Raw genomic sequence first — 19,863 nt, 5'->3', positions numbered from 1 at the left:
CACACGCTACGAGAGGTTCTGATGAGCACGTTGCCCGCTCCGCCCGCCGACGGTTTCTGCGCCAAGGCTTGGGCGCACACCGCCGATCTTCAGCAGGCGATCGTCGAGCACCCGTTCAACGCCGCGCTGACCGACGGCACCCTGGACCGCGACCGCTTCGCGTTCTACATCGTGCAGGACGCGCGCTACCTGGTCGGTTTCGCGCAGGCGCTGGCCGCCGCTGCGACGCGCGCCGACAACGCCGAGGACGCCGCGTTCCTCGCCGGCGCCTCGCAGGGCGCGCTGGTCGAGGAGCGCCGGTTGCACGCCGGGTACGTCGCCGAGTTCGGCCTGTCCGACGCCGAGATCGCCGGGATCGGCACGTCCCCGTCCTGCCTTGCCTACACCTCGTTCCTGCGCGCGAACGCGCTGACCGAGCCGTATCCGGTGCTGTTGGCGGCGATCCTGCCGTGCTTCTGGGTGTACCAGCACGTCGGCACCACGATCCTGGAGGCCACCGGAGGCGCCGAGGGCCACCCGTACCGGGCGTGGATCCAGACCTACGCCGACGACGAGTTCGCCGCGGCCGTGCTGACGGCCCGCGACCTCACCGACCGGGTCGCCGAGGCCGCTGACGACGAGACCCGGCAGCGGATGCTCGAAGCGTTCACCCGGGCCACCGAGTACGAGTGGCTGTTCTGGAACAGCGCCTGGATCAGGGAGGAATGGCCCACCGCGCGCTTCCTCGGATGAGGATTTCCCGGCTCGTCCGCGCAGCGGCGCAAGTTGCGCGGGCGGGCCCGGCGGCGGGCGAAACCCGTTGCGAGGTAGGAAGAATCCGCGCCGACTCGATGTGACCGGGCGCACATGTTGCACCGCTAACGTATCGTGCGGTGCAGCGATGCTCTCTGCGAGACGCCCGTCCGGGCGAGGAGCAAAGCGTGGATTCTTCCACCCGTGGACGGAGTTTCGTCGGCCGTGGGCACTTCTCTTCTGATCGTCTTCGCGGGCATGCTGGTGCCCGTGCTGGCGGCTGCGCCGTTCTACATCGCCGACCGCCGTCGGCAGCGCGAAGACGCAGCCGGCGGCGAGGAGTAGATCAGCGCCCGTAGATCGCCTTCGCGAGTTCTTCCTTGGCCTGCTTCAGTTCTCGCAGCACGTCGGTGGCGAATCCGCCGCTGGTCGGCATGGCCGGGACCCGCAGTCCCTCGCTGAGCGTCCAGCCGGAACCGCGGTCGATCAGCGACCGGTGCTTGTTGGTGTAGTAGCCCGAGTTGATCGACACCGCGACCCCGTGCGCCCCGGCCGCCGCGGCCATCAGGTGCAGGTGGAACCGGCTGGACAGCCAGCGCTGCCCGGCCGCCGCGGGCAGCCCGGCATCCATGATCTCGGCGAACGGGTAGAACCGGGCGCCCGGCAGGTCGTGCTCGACCAGCGCGAAGACCTCGCGGTCCACCCGCGGGATGCCCTCCACGATGCCGACCTGCTCGGGTCGCACGCCCCATTCACTGAGGGTGTCCAGCAGGAATCCGGCCAGCGCGGGCACCGTCACGTCGAGCAGGTCCGACTGCAGGCACACCATGACCTCGCGCAGGTCGTCGTCCCGGTACAGGCCGGGTTCGACGCCGAAGAACATGTCGTCGCCGGTGTGCGAGGCGGCACCGGCCAGCGCCACCGACGGCTCGTCGCGCACGTCGACGACGTCGAACTGCGCGGTGAGGTTGCGCAGCAGCGGCTCCGCTTCGGGCGCGACCGGCCAGAAGCCCTGACCGGTCATCACGGCCCGGCCGCCGGACCGCCGGGTCGCCGCCACCGCGGCCGCGAGCAGGCCGAGGTGGCGCGGCCAGATGCCGTTGACGAACCCGCCGCCGATGATGTGCACCAGGTCGACCCGGGCGGCCAGTTCGATGCCCGCCACCCAGCGCGGCGCCAGCCCCGGGTTGTCGATCGCGTGCTGCACGAACGACGCGACCTCCCACGGGCCGTCGGACGGGGCTTCCCAGCACAGCCGCCAGAACGTGTCGGTGAACCGGGCCCGCGGGTGCAGGTGGCCGAGCAGCACCTCGCTCGGTCCGGGATTGGGGCAGTCGACCCAGATCTCGCTGTCCGGGGCGACGCGCGCCAGGTGCTTCAGCCAGGCCGCGGCGATCAGTTCGTCCCCGTAGTTCGGATGTCCGGTGGTGGCGACGAGGTAGATGGTCGGCGGGTTGGTCAACAGTGGGCTCCAGCCTTCGGGTGCCGAGTCCCTTTCGAACGTAGCAACGAGGCGACCCCGAAGGCCGGGGCGAGTGAGATCTCGCACCCGCCGGCAACCGCTGGTACCAATTAGGTTGGGCTAACTTAACTTGGGAGGCATCTTGACGATTCGATCGCAGGCGAAGGTGGGCACCGACAAGCCGACCCGCTACGCCAAGCAGTTGTCCTCGCACCTCGGCCGGAAGTGCGAGGTTTCCGAGGAACCGGAAGGCATCCGCATCACCCTGCCCGCCGATCGCGGTGCGGGCAGCTGCCTGCTGGTGAGCGAGCCGGACGCGCTCGCCCTGCGCGCCGAGGCGGAGAACGCCGAGGTGCTCGACCGGGTGCAGCACGTGATCGGCCGCCACCTCGAACGGTTCGGTCAGCGCGACGAACTGAAAGTCGACTGGACGAACGACTGAGCATTAACAGCGGCGAGGATCATTCCTTGCTGATCTCGTCGCGGAGCCGGGCCAGCCGCTGGCGGGACCGGTTGAACTTGGCCTCAAAGTGCTTCCCGAACAGGTCGGTCGGCAGCTCCGGGATCTCCACCGGCTCCGCCGTGCGCTGCTGCGGCGCGACCGGCACCGGCTGGGGCTGCTCGGGCTTCGGCTCGGACTCCGCCGGTGCGGCCTGATCGGTGCTCGGCCGCCGGGCGATGACCGTCGGCGAGGCCGACCTGGCCGGGGCGTCCGGCGTGCGCAGCGCGTGTTTGCCCTTCGGTGCGATCGCCGCTTCGGAGACACCGCTCTCGGCGAGACGCCGGTTCGCCCGTTGCAGCAGCGGCCAGAAGATCAGCGTGGCCAAGGCGAAACCGGTGACGAACATCAGCACGAGCAGGTCCACGAGGTGCTCCGATCAGCTCTGCCGGGCGGGTCCGGGGTGCGGGGCGGCGCCGTTGGTGCGCGCCCGCTCGATGGGGATGGTGTAGGTCTGCACGTCCTCGCGCTGTTCCGGCAGTCGGACCGGCTGCTGCTCGACCTGCTCGACCGGCACTTCCTGGGTGATTTGCCTGGTCTCGTCGTCCGCGATGCTCAGCGCCGTGTTCTGGCCGCGCAGGTCGGCCGCGGAGTCGTCCAGCAGCCGGCGGGCGTTGTCCATCGACGCCAGCACCGAGATGCGCATCTCTTCCAGCCGGAGCTGCTTGGTGCGGATCTCCTCCAGCGCGGCCAGCCGCCGCTGCTCGGTTTCGGCGTCCCACTCGCCGCACCGCCGCCGGGTGTCGGCGATCAGGGTGTCGGCCTCTTCCTGGGCCTCCGACATGGTCCGCTTGTACTCGTTGCGGATGTTCTGCCGCAGCCGGTGTTCCCGGGAGCGCAGATCGCTGGCCTTCTGGTCGTGCTCGCGGTGCAGCCGCGCGCGCCTCGATTCGACGTCCGCGACCAGCTCGCTGCACTCGTTGCGCAGCTCGCTCGCGGCCCGCTCGGCTTCGCCGATCAGCTCGCGCGCCTCGGTCTCGGCGGTGCCGCGGATGATCTCGGCCTGCCGCCGCGCCCGATCGCGCAGGGTCTGCACCTCTTCTTCGGCGATCGAGAGCATGTTCTGCACGCGCTGGGAGGCGGCGGGCAGTCCGGTGTCGGAGGATTCGATGCGCTTGAGGCGCTCCTCGGCGGCGTCGAGGCTGCGGCGGGTGTCGTCGCAGAGCTTCCGGAGGTCGGAGTTGAGCTGTGCCGCTTCGTTGCGGTCGATGGTGACCAGTCGCAGCTGGTCCTCCAGCAGTTCCAGGTGCTCGATGACCTGGTGGCGGTTGAAGCCTCGGACCTGGATGTCGAATCCCGGCCGGAGGGGCACGACAGAGTCGGCGTCTTCCATTGGTGAACTCCTCTCCGGACGGTGCGGCCGATTCGATAGCTCGGAGAGTAGGGGCGATGGTGGGTGCTCGCCCAGCGGAAAACAACGATCATCACCGGATCAGGTACTGATGATCAGGCGATCAAAACCCCATCGCACTCTCAGTGATCGTGACGCGGCTTCGTCCACTGTGCTCGTTTCGCACGTTCGGTGACGAGTCCAGGTCGGCCGCGCGCCGGGATGCGTCAGTCGGGTGAGGCGCGGTCACGAGATCGGGTAGTCAGGTTAGGCTTCGCTCACAGAACGGAACGGATTGCTGTGCTTAGGGAGCGTTGCGTGACGACTGGAGTCGACCTTGCCGGGCAGCCGCACCAGCGGACCTCGGTGCTGTTGCGGCGGTGGCTGGCCGAGACGCACACCCCGGTCGCGGAGGGGCCGCTGCGGTTGACCATCGGATCGCTGCGCCTGCGCACGGACGTCGTCTACGACTCGCCGACCGGCGCGCACGGCTTCGGTCCGATCCACGTGCTGGACGCGACGGGCGGTCCGGTCGAGGTGGCCGAGCCGGCGTTGCTCGCGGCCGCGTGCTCCGCCGACGCGCGAGCCCGGGCGTTGCCCGACGCGCCGATCAACGCCGCCGGCTCGGGCTCGCTGCTGGACTGGCTGGTGGACGCCTTGCCGCGCCGCGCGGTCGATCCGCTGGCGCTGCCCGAGGACCTGGTCGCGGTGGCCCGCTCGGTCTCCGATGCCGAGGAGGCGCAGCGCTGGTTGTCCTCGCACGTCGAGGGCCGGTTGCTGCCCGCGGTTCGCGGCTGGCAGCCCGGCGACGTCACGGGTGCGACCGCGGCGCTGTTGACGCGTGGCGCGCTGGCGGTCATCGGGTTGCTGGGGCGGCGCGGTGTCGTGCACGAGGCGGATCTGCTCGCCGGGCTCGCGGATCGGCTGCGGGCCGTCGCCGAGGCGTATCCGGACGTGGAATGGCTGGTCGGGCACTGGTTGACCAGCCCGACGCTGACCGATCTCGCCGCGCTCAACGGCTCCGGGCTGCGGTATCGCACGGAGTCGGGGGAGATCCGGGTGCAGGCCGTGCCGTTCGAGGCGCGGAACCCGCTGCGGTCGGACGTCCCGGACGTTCGCGGCGTGCCGATCCCGGAGCTGGGCGCGGGCTGGTCGCTGCGGCCGGTCCGGGTCGACGGCGCGGACGGCGGACCGGACGTCGAGCTGGTGCACCGCTGGATGAACAACGAGCACGTCGCGGTCAACTGGGGCCAGGCGTGGCCGGTGGCGCAGTGGCGGGACGAGCTGGCCGGTCAGCTCGCCGGGCAGCATTCGGTGCCGTGCATCGTCGGGTTCGACGGGCGGGATGTCGGATACGTCGAGCTTTACCGGGTGCAGCGCGACAAGCTGGCGCGCTGCTACTCGCACGAGCCGCACGACCTCGGCGTGCACATCGCGATCGGCGAGCCGGACGCGATCGGGCGCGGCGTGGGGTCGGCGCTGCTGCGCGCGGTGGCCGAGGGATTGCTGGCCGCCGACCGGGAATGCCGGCGGGTCGTCGCCGAGCCCAACGTCCACAACGGAGCCTCGGTGGGCGCGTTCGGCAAGGCCGGCTTCGACCGGGCCGCGGAGGTGGGTCTGCCGAACAAGAACTCGGCCCTGATGGTGTTCGCGCGGCCCGCGTCGGGTGAGTAGCCCCACGTCGGTCTATGCGCCTGGCGGCTGTACCGCGAAACGGTTGAGAATTAAGGTAAGCCTTACCTGTTTTGTTGATCGTGGGGAGAGCGATGCCGGGCCGTGCCGACGAGCAACTGCCATTGTCCACCGCGCAGGCGGGGATCTGGTTCGCGCAGCAGCTGGACCGAGCCAACCCGATCTTCAACACCGCCGAGTACGTCGAGGTCCACGGGCCCGTGGACCCGGCCCGGTTCGCGTCGGCGCTGCGCCGGGTGGTCGCCGAGGCGGAGACGCTGCGGCTGCGGGTGGTCGACTCCGCAGGTGAGCCGCGGCAGGTCATCGACGAGCCCGACGACCCCGAGCTCCCGGTGATCGACTGCTCGACCGCCGCCGATCCCGAGGCGCACGCGCTCGCCTGGATGCGCGCCGACCTGCGGGAACCCGTCGACCTGACGCGGTCGCGGGCCGATGGCGGCCGGCTGTGGACCGCGGCGCTGCTCAAGCTCGGCGACGAGCGCTGGTGGTGGTACCAGCGGATCCACCACGTGGCCATCGACGGGTACGGCTTCTCCCTGCTGCTCCGGCGGGTCGCCGAGCTGTACGACGAACCGGACGGCGGGCCGTCGCCGTTCGGCCCGCTGAGCTCCCTGCCGGCCGCGGAACTGGACTACCGGGAGTCGCCGAAGTTCGCCGCGGACGCGGAGTTCTGGCGGGAGCAGTTCGCCGACCACCCGGACGTCGTGTCGCTGGCCGGGGATTCGAGCCCTGCCGCGCACTCGTTCCGCCGGCAGACCGGCACCTCCGCGGCGGGGCCCGCGCTGGCGCTCGCCGGGAGCGAGAGCCGCGCGACCGGGACGCACGCGCTCATCGCCGCCTTCGGCGCCTACCTGCACCGGATGACCGGAGCCGCGGACGTGGTGCTCGGGCTGCCGGTGATGGGGCGGCTCGGGTCGGCGGGGTTGCTGCGGGTGCCCGGCATGGTCGTCAACGTGCTGCCGCTGCGGCTGCGGATCGCCCCGGACACCACGCGCGCCGAGCTGATCTCGCAGGTCGGCAAGGCCATGCGCGAGGTGCACAAGCACCAGCGCTACCGCGGCGAAGACCTGCGCCGGGACCTCGGGCTGCTGGGTTCGGACCGGCCGCTGTTCGGGCCGCTGATCAACATCAAGTCCTTCGACTACGAGCTGGCCTTCGGCGGCAGCCCGGCGACCGTGCACAACCTCGCGGCCGGGCCGGTCGACGACCTGACCGTCGCGGCGTACCCGACCGGCGACGACGAGCTGCGGTTCGAGTTCGACGCCAACCCGGATCGCTACGGCGAGCCGGAGCTCACCGCGCACCGCGAGCGGTTCCTGCGCTTCCTCCAGGCGTTCGCGGACTGCCCCGGCGACACCCCGGTCGGCCGGATCGACCTGCTCTCGCCGCAGGAGCGCGACCGGATCCTCGACGAGTGGAACGCGCCGATCCCGGGCACCCGGGAACAGCCCGCGGCGACCCTGCCGCAGCTGTTCGAGGAGCAGGCGATGCGCACACCGGACGCGGTCGCGGTCACGTTCGGCGAGCAGCGCCTCACCTACGCCGAGCTCGACGCGCAGGCCAACCAGCTCGCGCACCACCTCATCGACCACGGCGTCGGGCCGGAGCAGCTGGTCGCGCTGGCGCTGCCGCGCTCCGCCGAGCTGGTCGTGGCGCTGCTGGCGGTGCTGAAGGCCGGTGCCGCGTACCTGCCGCTGGACCCGGGACACCCCGCCGATCGGATCCGCTACATCGTCGGTGACGCGCAGCCGACCGTGCTGATCAGCGATGCCGACCACGCGGCGCGGCTGCCGGAGGGCACCACCCGCATCCTGCTGGACGATCCGGGCGAGATCGCGGAGATCGCCCGGCATTCGCAGCGCGACCCGAAGTCGGGCGAGCGCGGGCCGCTGACCGCCGAGCACGCCGCCTACGTGATCTACACCTCCGGCTCGACCGGGCGGCCCAAGGGCGTGGCGATCCCGCACCACAACGTTGTCCGGCTCTTCGGCGCCACCGACCCGTGGTTCTCCTTCGGCGCCGACGACGTCTGGACGCTGTTCCACTCCTACGCCTTCGACTTCTCCGTCTGGGAGCTGTGGGGCGCGCTGCTGCACGGCGGCCGGCTCGTGGTGGTCCCGCACGAGGTCTCCCGGTCGCCGCAGGAATTCCTGCGGCTGCTGGCCCGCGAGCGCGTGACCGTGCTCAACCAGACGCCTTCGGCGTTCTACCAGCTCAGCCAGGCCGACCGGGAGAACCCGGGCACCGAGCTGGCGCTGCGGTACGTGATCTTCGGCGGCGAGGCGCTGGAACTGTCCAGGTTGGACGACTGGTACGCCCGGCGGCCGGAATCGCCGAAGCTGATCAACATGTACGGGATCACCGAGACCACCGTGCACGTGTCCTACGTGGAGCTCGACCGCGAGGCGGTGGCCCGCCGCGACGGCAGCCTGATCGGCCGCGGCATCCCGGACCTGCGGGTCTACCTGCTCGACGGGCTGCTGCAGCCGGTGCCGCCGGGCGTGGTCGGGGAGCTGTACGTGGCCGGCGAAGGCCTGGCCCGCGGCTACCTCGGGCGGCGCGGGCTGACCGCGCAGCGGTTCGTCGCGGACCCGCACGGCGCGCCGGGCACCCGCATGTACCGCTCCGGCGACCTGGGCAGGTGGCGGCCGGAGGGCGGCATCGAGTTCGTCGGCCGCGCCGACCAGCAGGTCAAGGTGCGCGGGTTCCGCATCGAGCTCGGCGAGATCGAGGCGCAGCTGCTCGCGCACCCGGCGGTGCGGCAGGCCGCCGTCGTGGTGCGCGAGGACCAGCCGGGCGATCAGCGGCTGGTCGGCTACGTGGTCGGCGCGGCCGCGGCGGGCGAACTGCGCGGGCACCTGGCGGAGCGGCTGCCGGGCTACATGGTGCCGTCGGCCTTCGTGCCGGTGGACGAGATCCCGTTGACGGCCAACGGGAAGCTGGACGTCCGGGCGTTGCCCGCGCCGGACTTCGGCGGGGATGCCGGTGGCCGGGGACCGCGCGACGCCGTCGAGGAGGCGCTGTGCCGGCTGTTCGCCGAGGTGCTCGGCGTCCGCGGGGTCGGCATCGACGACGGGTTCTTCGAGCTGGGCGGGCATTCCCTGCTGGCCGCGCGGCTGCTGGCGCGGGTGCGCACCGAGCTCGGCGCGGAGCTGACCATCCGCAGCCTCTTCGACCATCCGACCGTCGCGGGCCTCGCCGCGCAGCTCGGAACGGGCGCGCGACGGCCCGCGCTACGGCCGGTGCAACGGCCGGAGCGGGTCCCGCTTTCGTTCGCGCAGCAGCGCTTGTGGTTCCTGAACCGGCTGGAAGGCAGCAGCGCCACCTACAACATGCCGCTGGTGCTGAAGATGTCCGGCGAGCTGGACGTCGCGGCGCTGAGCGCGGCCATCGGCGACGTCGTGCGCAGGCACGAGAGCCTGCGCACGATCTTCCCGGACGAGCTCGGCGAGCCGCGCCAGCAGGTGCTCGACGCCGTGCCCGAGCTGACGGTGGTCCGGGTCCCGGCGTCTGGTGATCCGCAATTTCCATTGAAATCGAACCCTCGATTTCCATTGAAATTGCGGGACTCCTCGGGGGTGGAGCGGGTTGTCGGTGTTGATGACGTGCTCGAAGCCGCGGTTCGGCAGGGGTTCGACCTGGCCGAGGAGCCGCCGATCCGGACAATGCTGTTCACGGCATCCGAACCGGCCCGGGAGCACGGCGAGCACCTGTTGCTCGTGCTGTTGCACCACGTGGCCGGTGACGAGTGGTCCACTCGACCGCTCGTGCGCGACCTGTCGACCGCCTATGCCGCGCGGGCGGCGGGCACGGCCCCGGAATGGCCGGATCTTCCCGTGCAATACGTGGATTACACGCTCTGGCAGCGGGAACTGCTCGGGGACGAGGCCGACCCGGACGGGCTCGCGGGGCGGCAGCTGGCGTTCTGGCGGCAGGCCCTCGCCGACCTGCCCGACCAGCTGGAGCTGCCCACCGACTTCCCGCGCCCGGCGGTGTCCAGCCACCGGGGCGGGACGGTGCGGTTCGAGCTCGATCCCGCCCTGCACCAGCGGCTCCGGCGGCTGGCGGGCGAGCACCGGGCCAGCGTGTTCATGGTGCTGCAGGCCGGGCTGGTGGCGCTGCTGACCAGGCACGGTGCCGGCACCGACATCCCGATCGGGTCGCCGGTGGCCGGTCGCGGCGACGACTCGCTCGACGACCTGGTCGGCTTCTTCGTCAACAGCCTCGTGCTGCGCACCGACACCTCCGGGGAGCCGGGCTTCGCCGAGCTGGTCGACCGGGTGCGGCAGGTCGACCTGGCCGCGTTCGACAACGCGGAGCTGCCGTTCGAGCGGCTCGCCGAGGTGCTCAACCCGGCTCGTTCGCTGTCCCGGCACCCGCTGTTCCAGGTGATGCTCGCGTACTGGGGCGCGGCCGAGGCCGTCGCGGCGGACCTGCCCGGGCTTGAGACCACAGTGGACACCGTGCCCGCCGGGGCGGCCAAGTTCGACCTGGCGTTCAGCCTCAGCGAGCGCGCCGACGGCGGGTCCGACGGACTGGTGCAGTACAGCACCGACCTTTTCACCGAGCGCACCGTCGAAGACCTGGCCGCGCGGTTCGTCCGGCTGCTCGCGGCCGCCGTCGAAGACCCGGCGGCGCCGATCGGACGCCTGGACGTCCTGGGCGATGCGGCCCGGCAGGAGGTGCTGGCCTGGGGTGACGCCGCCGCCGACGTGGCCGCGGCCGGGACCTTCCCGGAGCTGTTCGCCGAGCAGGTCGCGCGGCAGCCGGACAAGCCAGCGCTGATCTTCGACGACGTGGAGCTCAGCTATCGCGAGCTCGACCGGCGGGTGACCGAGCAGGCGCGGCTGCTGGCCGAGCAGGGCGTCGGCCCTGGCGACATCGTCGGCGTGCTGCTGCCCCGCTCGCCCGAGCTGATCATCGGCCTGCTCGCGGTGATGACCGCCGGCGCGGCGTACCTGGCGCTCGACCCGGAGTACCCGGCGGAACGGCTGCGGCACATGGCCGAGGACGCGAAGCCGCGCCTGGTGCTCACCGACGATCTCCGCGCCGATCTCCCAACGGCCTTGCTGAGCTGCGAAGACAGTCCTACCGGCGGCGTCGAACCGACGAGGCCGGGGCTGGACGACGCGGCGTACGTCATCTACACCTCCGGCTCCACCGGCACTCCGAAGGGCGTGGTCGTGCCGCACCGCGGCATCGCCAAGCTGCTCGCCACCCAGCGCCACCGGGTCGGCATCACCGCCGGCAGCCGGGTGCTGCAGTTCGCCTCGCCGAGCTTCGACGTGGCGTTCTGGGAGATCTGCATGGGATTGCTCGGCGGCGGCACCCTCGTCGTCGTGCCCTCCGACCTGCGGGTGCCGGGCGAACCGCTCGCGGAGTACGCGCGGCGGCACCGCGTCACGCACCTGGCCATCGGGCCGTCGATGATGGGCATGTTCCCGGCCGACACCGAGCTGCCGCCGAACGCGACCTTGTTGTGCGGGGCCGAGAACGTGCCGTCCGAGCTGGTGCTGAGGTGGGCGCGGGACCGGCGGATGCTCAACTGCTACGGGCCGACCGAGGCCACCGTCAACTCGACGCTGTGGGACTGCGATCCGGATGCCGTCGGCAGCACGGTGCCGATCGGCGTGCCCGACCCGGGAGCCCGGCTCTACGTGCTGGACGAGGCGCTCCAGCCCACGCCGCCCGGCGTGGTCGGCGAGCTCTACGTCGCCGGGCACGGGCTGGCGCGCGGTTACCTCGACCGGCCGGGCCTGACCGCCGGGCGGTTCGTCGCCGACCCGTTCGGGCCGCCCGGTTCCCGCATGTACCGCACCGGTGACCTGGTGCGCTGGCGGGCGGACGGGGTGCTGGACTTCGCCGGCCGCGCGGACGACCAGGTGAAGATCCGCGGGTTCCGCATCGAGCTCGGCGAGGTCGAGGCGGTGCTGGCCAGGCATCCCGGTGTCACGCAGGTCGCGGCCGTGGTCCGCCAGGACGTCCCGGGCGACAAGCGGCTCGTCGCCTACGTCGTCGGCGGTGGCGACCCGGCCGAGCTGCGGCGGCACGTGGCGGAGTCGCTGCCGGACTACATGGTGCCCGCGGCGGTGGTGTTCGTCGACGCGTTGCCGTTGCTGCCCAACGGGAAGCTCGACCGCCGCGCGCTGCCCGCGCCGGACCTCGGCGAATCCGTCGGCAACGAGATGCCGCGCAACCCGACCGAGGAAATCCTCTGCGGGTTGTTCGCGGAGGTGCTCGGGCTGCCGCGGGTCGGCGTCGAGGACAGCTTCTTCGACCTCGGCGGGCATTCGCTGCTGGCCGCCAAGCTGATCGGCCGCATCCGCGACGCGATGGGCCTGCGCGTCAACGTCGGCAGCCTCTTCGCCGCGCCGACCGTGGCCGGTCTCGCGGAGCGGCTGCACAGCGGGGGATCGCGCGACGCGCTGGAGATCCTGCTGCCGCTGCGCACCGAGGGCGGCAAGGAACCGCTGTTCTGCGTGCACCCGGCGGCCGGGCTGGCCTGGCCGTTCTCCGGGCTGCTCAAGCACATCGACGCCGAGCGGCCGATCTACGGCGTCCAGTCGCGCGGGCTCGCCGAACCGAAGCCCGTCGCGGCGAGCCTGCGGGAGATGGCCGCCGAATACCTGGAGCACATCCGGGAGGTGCAGCCGCACGGGCCGTACCACTTCCTCGGCTGGTCCTTCGGTGGCGTCGTCGCGCACGAGATGAGCACCCAGCTGCAGGAACAGGGCGAAGAGGTGCGGTTCCTGTGCATGCTCGACTCGTACCCGAAGGACGTGTGGGACGAGCTGCCCACCGAGGAAGAAGCGCTGATGGCGCTGCTCTACATGGCCGGTTACGACCTCTCCGAACTAGGTGACGGGCCGCTGACCAGGGCAGACGTGATGGAGATCCTGTCGGCGGAGGGCAGCGCGCTGGCCAACCTCGAAGAGCACAGCATCACGGCGATCATCGACAACTTCGCCAACTGCGCAGTGCTGGAGAACCAGGCCGACCACGACAAGTTCCACGGCGACGTGCTGTTCTTCACCGCCACGGTCAACCCGGCCAAGGCCGAGCTGACCGCGCAGATGTGGCAGCCGTACGTCGATGGGGTGGTGCACAACCACGACATCGCCTGCGAGCACAAGGACATGACGCAATGCGAACCGCTCGCGGAGATCGCGGCGATCGTCGACCGAACCCTGACCGAGGTCACCGCGTGACGGCCGCCAGCCCTGTTCGCCGGAGCGTTGCGGGCCCGCTGTTCTCGCTGGTCACCCTTCGTGCGCGTTTTGGAGCGCCATAGCGATCCGAAGCGCGCACGAGACCACCCGCGACCGGTGGGAGTTCAACATCGCAAGGAGCACGACCATGAGGAACCCGTTCGACGACCCCGAGGCGGAGTACTACGCGCTGATCAACGATCAGGACCAGTACTCGCTGTGGCCCGCCGCGATAGACGTGCCCGCCGGATGGAGCGTCGCGCACGGCCCCGACGACCGGGAGTCCTGCGTCGACCACATCGAGGTGAACTGGACCGACATGCGGCCCGCACGCTGATGGCGACGGTGCTGCGCGGCGTTCGGCCGCAGGTCGCGGTGTGCATCTGCTACGTGGCGGCGATGTTCATGAACGGCATGGACGCCACGATCGTCAACGTGGCGCTGCCCGCGATCGGCGCCGAGTTCGCCGTCCCGCCCTCCGCGACCTCGGCGATCAACGTCGGCTACCTGGTCAGCCTGGCGGCGTGCATCCCGGTCTCCGGCTGGCTCGGCGACCGCTTCGGCACGAAACGGGTGTTCCTCGGCGCTTTCGCGGCGTTCGTCGTCGCGTCGGCGCTCTGCGGGCTGGCCACCGACCTGACGCAGCTGACCCTCGCGCGGGTGCTGCAGGGCGCCGGCGGCGGCGTGATGAGCCCGGTGGCGCTGACCATGCTGTTCCGGGCCTACCCGCCGCACGAGCGGATCCGGCTGTCCCGCGTGCTGCTGCTGCCGACGGCGGTGGCCCCCGCGCTCGGCCCGGTGCTGGGCGGCTTCTTCGTCGAGAACCTCACCTGGCGCTGGGGCTTCTACGTGAATCTGCCGGTCGGGCTGCTGGCCCTGCTGTTCGGCGCGTGGTTCCTGGCCGAGCACGTGGAGGCGCCGGAGAAGCGCTTCGACGGGCTCGGATTCGCCCTGGCCGCGCCGGGACTGGGGCTGGTCATGTTCGCGCTGGAGGCGGTGTCGCAGACCGGTCCCGCCTCGCCCCACTTCTGGGCCTGCGGGCTGGCCGGGATCGGCTGCCTGGCGGTGCTGGTCCGGACGCAGTTGCGGGCGGCGCAACCGATGCTCGACCTGAAGCTGTTCGCCGACGCGTCGTTCCGGCGCGGCAGCCTGATCCTGTTCGCCTGCGTCGCCGGATTCCTCGGCACGCTCTACGGGTTCACGCTGATGTACCAGTCGGGGCTGGGCGCGTCGGCGTGGGAGACCGGGCTGGTGACGCTGCCGAAGGCGATCGGGCTGATGATCGCCTCGCAGCTGATCGGCTGGGCGCACCGCAGGTTCGGGCCGCGGCGGCTGATCGCGGCCTCGATGCTCGGCGCCGCGGCGTCGTTCGCGCTGATGAACGCGATCGGCCCCGGCGACGCGTGGCTCGCCGCGGCCGTCCAGCTGGCCTCGGGCTTCTTCGTCGGCGCGGCCTCCGCCGAGCTGCAGGTCGTCGCCTTCGCGACGATCGACAAGTCCGCGACCGGCGGAGCCTCGACCTTGTTCAACGTCCAGCGCCAGATCGGGTCAGCGCTGGGCGTGGCGATCACCGCTTCCGTGCTGGCCGCCGTCGGCACCGACGGGCTCGGCGGCTATCACCTGGCGATGCTGGTGTCGGCCGGATTCGCGCTGGTGGGCGCGATCCTCGCGGCGCGCATCGGGGATTCCGCGCCGCAGGGCCGGAAACTCGTCGCCGCGCGGCGGTAGAGATCTGAGCCACCGCGGGGAAGACAACGACCGACGTCTGTGGTTAGGTTAGCCTTAACTGACATGATCACCGTGGCAGGAAGGAATGCATGACCGATGGGTACCGCGGATCGACTCCGGCGCAAGCGGCCACCGGCACGCGACCTGCAAGTGCTGCGCACGGCTGAACTCAGCCCATCGATGCGGCGGATCACCCTGGGCGGGGCCGAGCTCTCCGGATTCCTGGACGAGCACACCGGCCCGAACATCAAGGTCTTCGTTCCGCAGCAGGGGCAGCAGCGCCCGGTGCTGCCCGTGATCGACGAGGACACCGGCCGCTACCGGTGGCCGGAGCAGCACGAGCGGCCGACCATGCGCACCTACACCGTGCGCCGCTACGACGAGGCCAGCGGCGAGCTCGACGTCGACTTCGTGCTGCACGGCGAGCACGGCGTGGCCTCCAACTGGGCTCGGCGGGCCCGACCGGGCGACCGGATCGGCGTGATGGGGCCGGGCGGCAAGACCTGCCGGGCCGCCGAGTGGTACCTGCTGGCCGGCGACGAGACCGCGCTGCCCGCGATCTCCGCGATCGTCGAGAACCTGCCGCCCACCGCGCGCGGCCAGGTGTTCGTCGAAGTCGGCGACTCCGCCGACCAGCAGCACGTCGAGACGCCGCTGGACGTGCGGTGGACCTGGCTGCCCAGGGAAGGCGCGGTGGCCGGCCGTTCGCGGCGGCTGATCGACGCCGTGCAAGAGCTGGAAATGCCGTCGGACGTGGACGTTTCGGCGTGGGTCGCGGGAGAATCCGGAATCGTCCGCGGCATCCGGCAACACCTGCGCGCGGACCGCGGCATGGACGCGCACTCCGTCCTCGCCATCGGGTACTGGAAGTACGGCATGGCCGAAACGGAATACCACGACAAGCACAACCACGACCGGGACTGACGACCCGGTCCGGGCCCCGGCGCGATCCAGCGGATTTCGCCGGTAGATCCGGGTGCCCGCGAAACGGTGCCGGCGAAGCTGAGGGGAAGACGTGTCTGCGGTCGACGACAAAATCCACGACGTGCTGGGAATCGGGTTCGGACCGTCCAACCTGGCGCTGGCCATCGCCATCGAGGAGCACAACCGCACCGCGCCTGGGCCGGACCGGCTCGACGGCGTGTTCTTCGAACGGAAGGCCGCGTTCGGGTGGCACCGGGGAATGCTGATCGAGGGCACCACCATGCAGGTGTCGTTCCTCAAGGACCTGGTCACGATGCGCAATCCGGCCAGCGACTTCTCGTTCCTCTCCTACCTGCACGACAAGCAGCGGCTGGTCGACTTCATCAACCACAAGACGATGTTCCCGACCCGCGTCGAATACCACGACTACCTGGAGTGGGCCGCGGCCCGGCTCGACGACGTCGTGCGCTACGACTCCGAGGTCGTCGAGATCCGGCCCCGGGAAGAGCACTTCGAGGTGGTCGTCCGCCACGACGGCCGGACGACGGTGCACCGGGCGCGCAACGTTGTGCTCGCGATGGGGCTCGAAGCGAACCTGCCTGCGGGCGCGGAACTCAGCGACCGGGTGTGGCACAACCTGGATCTGCTGCACCGCGTCGGCAAGCTCGCCGACGCGCCGCAGCGCTGCGTCGTCGTCGGTGCCGGGCAGAGCGCCGCCGAGGCCACCGAATACCTGCACCGGACGTTCCCCGCAGCCGAGGTGTGCTCGGTGTTCAGCCGGTACGGGTTCAGTCCCGCCGACGACAGCCCGTTCGCCAACCGGATCTTCGACCCGCAGGCGGTGGACGACTTCTACGCGGCGTCCCCGGAGGTCCGCGGCGACCTAATGAACTACCACCGCAACACCAACTACTCGGTGGTCGACCTCGATCTCATCGAGGAGCTGTACTCGCGGGCGTACCAGGAGAAGGTGCGCGGCGAGCAGCGGCTGCGGATCCTCAACGCCTCCCGCGTCACCGACGTATCGACGCGTTCGGACGGCGTGGCGGTCACCGTCGAGTTCCTGCCCTCGGGCGAGCGGACGGTGCTGGAGTCCGACCTGCTCGTGTACGCGACCGGGTGCCGCCCGCGCGATCCGTTCGGGATCCTCGGCGAGGCCGCCCGGTACTGCGCCCGCGACGACCAGGGGCGGCTGCAGGTGGAACGGGACTACCGGATCCGCACCACAGATCTCGGGGGCGGCATCTACCTCCAGGGCGGCACCGAGCACACGCACGGCCTCACGTCGTCGTTGCTGTCGAACGGCGCGGTCCGGGCGGGCGAGATCCGCGATTCGATCATCACCCGCCGCCCGGCGCCGGAAACCACGCGGGACTACGCCCTGACCCCGGGCTGAAAGCGCGGCCGCGGCGGGTTCCCGATTCTGCCTGAAATTGGGCACCCGTTCGCCGCACCGACGCGAAGCGCGAGACCCGTGGTTTCCCGATTTTGCCTGAAATTGGGCGTTTCAGATCGCCGGCGTGCGGATTTCCGCGGAGTGGTTTCCCGATTCTGCCCGAAATTGGACCGGCTCGGGCCCGGGCATTGGCCGCCTGGGTGCGTTGTAATCGCGGGCACACGTGGCTGGGGAACAAGGGCGACGTCCCGGTGGTTGGGTTCGACGATGGAGACCGATGTGACGCCGGAGCGCGCCGAGGGCAGCGCGACCTCCCCGCAGGCCGATCCGATCAGGGGCGTCGCCCGCGGCGATTCGCCCGTGCCCTTGTCCGTGCTCGACCTGTCCACGGTCGGCGTCGCGCACAGCCCGGCCGATGCCTTGAACACCACCACCGAGCTGGCCCGCGGCGTCGAGCAGTGGGGATTCCACCGGCTGTGGGTCGCCGAGCACCACGGCATGCCCGGCATCGCCAGCTCCGCGCCCGCCGTGGTGATCGCGCACCTCGCCGCGCACACCACCAGCCTGCGCCTGGGCTCCGGCGGCGTGATGCTGCCCAACCACGCGCCGCTGGTCGTCGCCGAGCAGTTCGGCACCCTGCAGGCGCTGCACCCCGGCCGCATCGACCTCGGCATCGGTCGCGCGCCCGGCACCGACCAGGCCACCGCCCGCGCCCTGCGGCGCACCGCCGGGCCGCTGTCCGTCGACGACTTCCCGCAGCAGCTCGGCGAGCTGATCGCCTTCCTCGGCGACGACTTCCCGGTCGATCACCCCTACGCCGCGATCCAGTCCGTGCCGCACGGCCCCACGCCGCCGATCTGGCTGCTCGGTTCCAGCGGGTTCAGCGCGCAGCTGGCCGGCGAGCTCGGCCTCCCGTTCGCCTTCGCGCACCACTTCAGCGCGCAGAACACGGTGCCGGCGCTGGATCTCTACCGGCGGTCGTTCAGACCCTCGGAGGTGCTGGACGCGCCGTACGCGCTGATCGGCGTGCAGGCCGTCGCCGCCGACACCGACGAGGAGGCGCTGGACATCATCCGCCCGGTCGCGCTGAGCATGCTGCGGCTGCGGCGCGGCATGCCCGGCAAGCAGCCGTCCCGCCGGGAAGCCCGCGAGTACCCGTACTCCGAGCTGGAGCGGAGCTTCCTCGACGGCTGGCTGGCCGACGCCGTGCACGGCGCGCCGGACACCGTCCGGTCTGGGCTCGACGAGCTGCGCGAACGCACCGGTGCCGACGAGCTGATGCTGACCGCCAACGTCCCGGACCGGGACACCAAGCTGCACTCCTTCGAGCTGATCGCCAAGGCCTACCGGATGATCTGACGCCTCGTGGGCATGCATGAGCCGGGGATCCCGGACTGAGGCGGCGTCCGAGGTTCCGCTACGGGACCACGTACGCAAAACGACCACGAGAACAGGTTCAAAGGTGGGCGCCGCCACTCTGCACGAGGTCCGGCGCAGGTCCTCCGAGCGTGTGGCGTACGGTCTATTGACACCGGTCTTTCCAAGCACGAGGCGGGATTGAGGGATTGGCGTGAAGCCTGGTGTGCTGGCGTTCTACCGGATCATGGCGTACGTCACCGCGGTGCTGTTGATCCTGCTTTGCGCGTCGATGGTGCTGAAGTACGGCCATTTCGCCGGTCTGTGGGCGGAGGGTTCCGCTACCCAGCAGCTCGGCGAGACGTGGACCTTCCGGATCGGCGTGGCGCACGGCTGGCTGTACATGGTCTACCTGCTCGTCGCCGTGGTGGCCACCACCCAGCTCCGCGTGCCGATCGGCCGGATGCTGCTGGTGCTGCTGGCCGGCACGATCCCGTTCGGCGCGTTCGTCGCCGAGCGCAAGGTGACGCACTGGCACGAGCTGCGGATGGCGGGCAAGCCGATCGTCGAGCTCGCGAAGTCGGAGGAATCGCGCGCCTCATGACAGCCATCCCCTCTTCTGCCGCCCCCGAGTCCGCCCCGCCCGCCGGTCGCCGGCGCGGCGTGCTGGCGGCCTACGTGGCGTTGACCAAGCCGCGCGTCATCGAGCTGCTGCTGGTCACCACGATCCCCGCGATGTTCCTCGCGCAGCGCGGCATCCCGTCGCTGTGGCTGGTGGCCGTGACACTGCTCGGCGGCGCCATGTCGGCCGGGGCCGCGAACGCCCTCAACTGCGTGGCGGACTCCGACATCGACGCGGTGATGAACCGGACCAAGAAGCGCCCGCTGGTGCGCTACGAGGTGCCGCGCCGCAACGCCCTGATCTTCGGCATCGTGCTGGGCCTGGTGTCCTTCGCCGTGCTGTGGCTGGGCGCGAACCTGCTGTCGGCGATCCTGGCCACCGCCGCGCTGCTGTTCTACGTCTTCGTCTACACGCTGGTGCTCAAGCGCCGGACCTCGCAGAACATCGTGTGGGGCGGCGCGGCCGGCTGCATGCCCGTGGTGGTCGGCTGGGCCGCCGTCACCGGCACGGTGGAGTGGCCGGCGCTGGTGATGTTCGGCGTGGTGTTCCTGTGGACGCCGCCGCACTTCTGGTCGCTGGCGATGAAGTACAAGGACGACTACGCGCGAGCCGGGGTGCCGATGCTGCCGGTGGTCGCCACCACGCGGCAGGTGTCCGCGCGGATCCTGGCCTACAGCTGGGCGACGGTGGGCTGCACGCTGCTGCTGGTGCCGGTGACGAGCTGGGTGTACGTGGCGTTCGCGGTGCTCGCCGGGGCGGCGTTCCTGATCGTCGCGCAGCGCATGCACGCGGCGGTGCGCGACGGCCGGGCCTACAACCCGATGAAGCTGTTCCACCTGTCGAACTCGTACCTGGCGCTGCTGTTCGTGGCGATCGCCGTGGACGCCGCGGTCGGCCTGCCCGCTCTGGTCTGA

General features: G+C 71.0%; 14 protein-coding genes. 11 read left to right on the top strand and 3 right to left on the bottom strand.

Annotation, left to right across the window (positions count from 1 at the left end; genetic code table 11):
- The first annotated feature begins 21 nt into the window (after positions 1-21).
- A complete protein-coding gene (gene tenA, locus ACWEV3_RS02790; RefSeq protein ID WP_452612209.1) occupies positions 22-732 on the top strand; it encodes a thiaminase II in 711 nt (236 codons plus the stop codon).
- A gap of 346 nt (positions 733-1,078) precedes the next feature.
- Here tenA and ACWEV3_RS02785 read toward each other — a convergent pair whose 3' ends face one another.
- Positions 1,079-2,194, bottom strand: coding sequence for a polysaccharide pyruvyl transferase family protein (locus ACWEV3_RS02785; RefSeq protein WP_452612208.1), 1,116 nt, complete (start codon positions 2,192-2,194; stop codon positions 1,079-1,081).
- 142 nt (positions 2,195-2,336) lie between these two features.
- Between ACWEV3_RS02785 and ACWEV3_RS02780 the strand changes: the two genes are divergently transcribed.
- Positions 2,337-2,636, top strand: coding sequence for a DUF2218 domain-containing protein (locus tag ACWEV3_RS02780; RefSeq protein WP_452612207.1), 300 nt, complete (start codon positions 2,337-2,339; stop codon positions 2,634-2,636).
- Positions 2,637-2,655: 19 nt separating this feature from the next.
- Here the strand turns inward: ACWEV3_RS02780 and ACWEV3_RS02775 are convergent, their stop codons facing one another.
- Positions 2,656-3,060: a hypothetical protein gene (locus tag ACWEV3_RS02775; protein WP_452612206.1), complete on the bottom strand. Its 405-nt coding sequence runs from the start codon at positions 3,058-3,060 to the stop codon at positions 2,656-2,658.
- Between the two features lie 12 nt (positions 3,061-3,072).
- A complete protein-coding gene (locus tag ACWEV3_RS02770; protein ID WP_452612205.1) occupies positions 3,073-4,026 on the bottom strand; it encodes a hypothetical protein in 954 nt (317 codons plus the stop codon).
- A gap of 315 nt (positions 4,027-4,341) precedes the next feature.
- On the opposite strand from ACWEV3_RS02770, the gene ACWEV3_RS02765 reads away from it, so the two are divergent.
- From ACWEV3_RS02765 to ACWEV3_RS02725, 9 genes are all read left to right on the top strand, one after another.
- On the top strand, positions 4,342-5,697 hold the full coding sequence (locus ACWEV3_RS02765; RefSeq protein WP_452612204.1) for a GNAT family N-acetyltransferase: 1,356 nt from the start codon (positions 4,342-4,344) through the stop codon (positions 5,695-5,697).
- A 92-nt stretch (positions 5,698-5,789) separates the two neighbouring features.
- Positions 5,790-12,923, top strand: a complete 7,134-nt coding sequence (locus tag ACWEV3_RS02760; RefSeq protein ID WP_452612203.1) for an amino acid adenylation domain-containing protein — start codon at positions 5,790-5,792, stop codon at positions 12,921-12,923.
- A gap of 148 nt (positions 12,924-13,071) precedes the next feature.
- The gene (locus ACWEV3_RS02755) at positions 13,072-13,260 is read left to right on the top strand and encodes an MbtH family protein (RefSeq protein WP_452612202.1); all 189 of its coding nucleotides are present in this window, start codon (positions 13,072-13,074) and stop codon (positions 13,258-13,260) included.
- A gap of 8 nt (positions 13,261-13,268) precedes the next feature.
- Positions 13,269-14,651, top strand: a complete 1,383-nt coding sequence (locus ACWEV3_RS02750; RefSeq protein WP_452612201.1) for a DHA2 family efflux MFS transporter permease subunit — start codon at positions 13,269-13,271, stop codon at positions 14,649-14,651.
- A gap of 96 nt (positions 14,652-14,747) precedes the next feature.
- The gene (locus ACWEV3_RS02745) at positions 14,748-15,575 is read left to right on the top strand and encodes a siderophore-interacting protein (protein WP_452612200.1); all 828 of its coding nucleotides are present in this window, start codon (positions 14,748-14,750) and stop codon (positions 15,573-15,575) included.
- Positions 15,576-15,666: 91 nt separating this feature from the next.
- Complete coding sequence (locus ACWEV3_RS02740; RefSeq protein WP_452612199.1) at positions 15,667-16,971, top strand: lysine N(6)-hydroxylase/L-ornithine N(5)-oxygenase family protein; 1,305 nt, start codon at positions 15,667-15,669, stop codon at positions 16,969-16,971.
- Between the two features lie 267 nt (positions 16,972-17,238).
- Positions 17,239-18,330 (top strand): LLM class flavin-dependent oxidoreductase, encoded by a 1,092-nt coding sequence (locus ACWEV3_RS02735; protein ID WP_452612198.1) that lies wholly within the window; start codon positions 17,239-17,241, stop codon positions 18,328-18,330.
- Between the two features lie 211 nt (positions 18,331-18,541).
- Positions 18,542-18,931 (top strand): DUF3817 domain-containing protein, encoded by a 390-nt coding sequence (locus tag ACWEV3_RS02730; protein ID WP_452612197.1) that lies wholly within the window; start codon positions 18,542-18,544, stop codon positions 18,929-18,931.
- Positions 18,928-19,863 carry a heme o synthase gene (locus ACWEV3_RS02725; RefSeq protein ID WP_452612196.1) on the top strand — a complete coding sequence of 312 codons (936 nt, stop codon included), beginning with the start codon at positions 18,928-18,930 and terminating at the stop codon, positions 19,861-19,863. Before ACWEV3_RS02730 ends, ACWEV3_RS02725 begins: the two co-directional genes overlap by 4 nt.

The organism is Saccharopolyspora sp. NPDC003752 (assembly GCF_053605825.1).
This window is presented reverse-complemented; position numbering and strand designations above follow the sequence as displayed.